Here is a 4,049-nt window from a genome sequence, read left to right on the forward strand (position 1 = left end):
GGCCACCTTCTTATCTGGACAATTGCGGTTCCAGCGATTCTGTGAGCGGCTCGTGGAGCCCCTACGTTGTCCAGCGTGCGTGTGACGAAGGTTGTTGATGCCCGGCCCGGGCGGCCGGCGGTCGAGTTGGTTGACGACGCCGGCGTGCCGGTAGCCGATGTGACCGGGTTCCTCCGCCTGTTGACGGTGCGCGACTACTCGCCGAACACGGTCCGGGCCTATGCGTACGATTTGCAGAAGCTGTACCGGTTTCTGCACGAGCGTGGCTTGACGGTCGAGGAGTTCCGTCCTGCGCTGGCGGTGAGTTTCATCGAGTGGTTGCGAACCCGTTCGTCGAGCCGCAAGGCCCAGCAGTTGGACCTCGCGTTGACCGCCGGGAACGGCCGCTTGCTGGCGGCCAAGACCTGCAACCGGGTGCTGGCTGCGGTGTCGTCGTTCTTCGAGTACCTGATCAGCATCGAACGCTACGGCGGCGCCGATAACCCGATCGTGACGATCCCTGACCAGGCAGCGGCTCGGGTTCCGGGTCGACCTCGGGCGCCGCTGGTGACGTCGCGTCCGCAGCGGCCGGTGCGTCGGGCGTTGCGGATCAAGACGGTGGAGTCGCTGCCACGACCGATGTCCGACGACACCTATGTCGCCTTGCTGGGTGTGCTGCGCACCCGGCGGGACCGCGCTCTACTGGAGATGATGTGGGAAGGCGGCCTGCGGCCAGGAGAGGTCCTGGGCCTGCGGCTGGAGGACATCTCCTACGGACGTCGGCGGATCGTGGTGCGCCACCGGACCGATCACCCGGCAGGGGTCCGGCAGAAGTCCCGCCGGGACCGGACCGTCGATCTGTTGGAAGGCCGGGCGTTGCCGGCCGTCAGCGACTACGTCATGCATGAACGCCCCGCCGACGCCGATACCAGCTATGTGTTCCTCGTCGGCGGTCGTGGTCGGCGACGATTAGAGGCGTTGAGCTACGACGGCCTGGTCCGCATGTTCGCCCGGGCCGCCCGGCGTGCCTGCGTCCGCGATGCCTGGCTGACGCCCCATGTGCTGCGCCACACGCACGCGACCCGCATGTTCGAAGGTGGAATGCGGGATCTGACCCTAATGACCAGGCTCGGGCATGCCAGTCCCGACTCGACGAAGATCTACACCCGGGTTAGCGATCCCGATGTGATCAAGGACTACCGGGCCGCGATCGGGGACACCGCACCATGAGCGGAGCCGTTCTGCGCCTGCCGGCGTCACCACCGGCCCTGGTCGGTGGTCCACGACATTGTCCGGCCGAGGAGTACACGTCGTTCGTCGATCACAGCAACATCTACAGCCAGGACCGCAAGATCCGGCTGCATCGTCGACATGTCCGCTTCCTGCGCCAGTTCCCCAAGCTGGAGAGCTGGTTCGACCAGCCACTGCGGCAGCGGCTCGGGTGGCGCAACAAGGACACCCAGACCCGACGTCGCGGCCCCGGGGATGACTTCGACGTCACCGCCGGCTGGATCAACTACAACGCCCGCGACTACCTGATCTACCTGGCCTTGACCGGTCGTCTGCGGCTGGACTGGGGCTGGCTGCTTGGCATCGGTGTGATCAAACCGTGGCCGATCGCCGACCAGCTCGACCTGCCACTGACCGCCCAGGTCGACCAACTGCGCGAGCAGGTGACCGCGCTGGGGCACAACCCCGACAGCAGCACGTTCCGCGTGTCCTGGACCGTGATGCGACTGGTGCTGCACCGCGGCGACCCTGACCTGCGCGCGATCACCGCCGACGATGTCGAGCAAATGCGGGCGACGATCCGCACCCTTGACCAGATCCCCGGCATCGACGAGGTCCTCAGCCCGCGGCACCTCACGACGATCAAGAACGCGTGGGCCACCAACGTGTTCCGCACTGGGATCGCGTTGTTCCACGCCGGAATCACTGACCGGCTACCTCAGCGCAACGCGCACAAGCCGTTGCCGCCGATGAGTCCGCAGCCGCGGATCGCTACAGTGATGGACCGCTACCTGATCGAACGAGCTCTCATCGTGCGGCCCGACTCGATGAGCTCCAGCCGGGCGGCGATGCGACGCCTGGGCAGCTGGCTGACCCAGCAACGCCCGGCCGTGCAGAGCCTGGCCGAGCTGAGCCGCGCCGACCTGCTGGACTTCATGACCTGGTTGGCCGGGCAACGCAAGGTCAAGCATCCCGAGCAGCCGCTCGGCGACGCCTACCGCCGCAGCATCATCTCCGAAGTCACCGTGTTCTTCCGTTACGGAGCCCACGCCGAGTGGACCGACATGCCCGCGCGCCCCGTGCTGACCCGCCTGGACGTGCCCCGGGCAGTCCAACGCGTCCCACGATTCATCCCCACCCATCAACTCGAACCGCTGATGACCGCGATCCGCGCCATCGAGTGCCCGCTGCAACGGTGCGCACTGCTGATCGCCCGGTGGAGCGGCGCCCGCCGCGGAGAGATCCGCCGACTGCACCTCGACTGCCTTGACACCTACCCCGACGGCACCCCACGGCTGCGGCTCGCCGCCGGAAAATCACTCAAAGAACGCACCGTGCCGATCCACCCCGAAGCCGCTGAAGCGATCCGCGCCGTCCATGAACTGCGCGCCGGGCACCAGGACCGCGGGATCCACGACAAGGACCTCGGCAAGACCGTGCGCTACCTGTTCCTCAACAACGGTCGGCTCGCCGATGTCGAATACCTGTTCGCGGCGCCGCTCGGGCGCATCTGCGAGGAGCTCGGCATCCTCAACGCCGACGGCAAGCCGGCCATCCACCCTCACCGGTTCCGGCACACGCTGGGCACCCAGCTGGCCGAGAAAGGTGCCCGCACCCAGACGATCATGAAGATCCTCGGGCACCTCAGTGCGGGCATGTCGATGACCTACTCACAGATCTCCGACCCGACCGTGCTGGCCGACTACCAGGCGGTCTTGCAACCCGGAGCCGCCCTCGCCGGCCCCCTCGCCGAGACCCTGCGCCGCGGTGAGCTGGACCAGACCGCCCTCGACTGGCTGCAGACCAACTTCTACAAGACCGAACTCGAACTCGGCCACTGCCTGCGTCTGCCTCAGGAAGGGCCATGCGAGTGTGACATCTACCTGACCTGCCCCAAGTTCGTCACCACACCCCAGTACGTCCCTCGGCTACAGGAACGGTTACGCACCGAAGAGCAGCTCATCGCCGACGCCACCGAACGCGGCTGGGCCCGCGAGATCGAACGACACCGCTGCGCCGCCGACCGCATCCGCGGACTCCTCGACGAGCTCGGCCCGCTGGACCCGCCGACACATAATCAGTGACCGGCGGGTCCACACGATAAGACAACTGCGAGGTGCGATGAAGCTCCTGCTCACCGACTCCGGCGTCCGGAACGCAAGCATCCGGGAGGCCTTGGTCGATCTCCTCGGTAAACCGATCGCCGAGGCCAATGCTCTCTGCATCCCCACCGCCGGGTACGGAGGCCCGTACGGGGAGCCAGGCGGCCCATGGCGCTTCACCAGCGGACAATCGCCCAGCCCTATGACGGGGCTGGGCTGGAAGTCAGTGGGCATGCTGGAACTCACCGCACTGCCAAGCCTCGATGAGGACCGCTGGACTTCCTGGGTCCGCGAGACCGACGCCCTGCTGGTCAACGGCGGCCACACCATGTATCTGTGCCACTGGATGCGAAGGTCTGGACTGGCCGATCTCCTCCCGTCGCTTCACGACACGGTCTACGTCGGCCTCAGCGCTGGAAGCATGGTGCTGGCTCCCCGGATCGGGCAGTACTTCACCGGCCCCGATGATGACGACCGCACGCTGGGACTCGTCGATTTCTCGATCTTCCCCCACCTCGACACCCCAGATAGTCCGGCGTACTCCACGGCAGCAGCGGAACGATGGGCCGCCGAGATCAAGGGCCCCGCGTATGCCACCGACGATCAGACAGCCATCAAAGTGACCGACAGCGGCGTCGAGGTCATCTCCGAGGGGCACTGGAAACTGTTCAACCCGGCGTCGTGAACGTCAACGACCCGTGATCTCCATCACGACTGCGCGAGAGTGTCCAGATAAAG

General features: G+C 66.5%; 3 protein-coding genes. All 3 read left to right on the top strand.

Annotated features, from left to right (window positions below; translation table 11 throughout):
* Positions 1-75: 75 nt before the first annotated feature.
* From ABD52_RS36615 to ABD52_RS36625, 3 genes are read left to right on the top strand one after another with little or no spacing between them, the layout of a single operon-like run.
* Positions 76-1,209, top strand: coding sequence for a tyrosine-type recombinase/integrase (locus ABD52_RS36615; RefSeq protein ID WP_200905292.1), 1,134 nt, complete (start codon positions 76-78; stop codon positions 1,207-1,209).
* On the top strand, positions 1,206-3,293 hold the full coding sequence (locus ABD52_RS39610) for a tyrosine-type recombinase/integrase (protein WP_152748373.1): 2,088 nt from the start codon (positions 1,206-1,208) through the stop codon (positions 3,291-3,293). The genes ABD52_RS36615 and ABD52_RS39610 overlap by 4 nt, the downstream gene beginning before the upstream one ends.
* 37 nt (positions 3,294-3,330) lie before the next feature.
* On the top strand, positions 3,331-3,996 hold the full coding sequence (locus ABD52_RS36625; RefSeq protein WP_047894778.1) for a Type 1 glutamine amidotransferase-like domain-containing protein: 666 nt from the start codon (positions 3,331-3,333) through the stop codon (positions 3,994-3,996).
* The last annotated feature ends 53 nt before the right edge of the window (positions 3,997-4,049 follow it).

The organism is Micromonospora sp. RV43 (genome assembly GCF_001029515.1).
Lineage (GTDB): Bacteria > Actinomycetota > Actinomycetes > Mycobacteriales > Micromonosporaceae > Micromonospora > Micromonospora aurantiaca.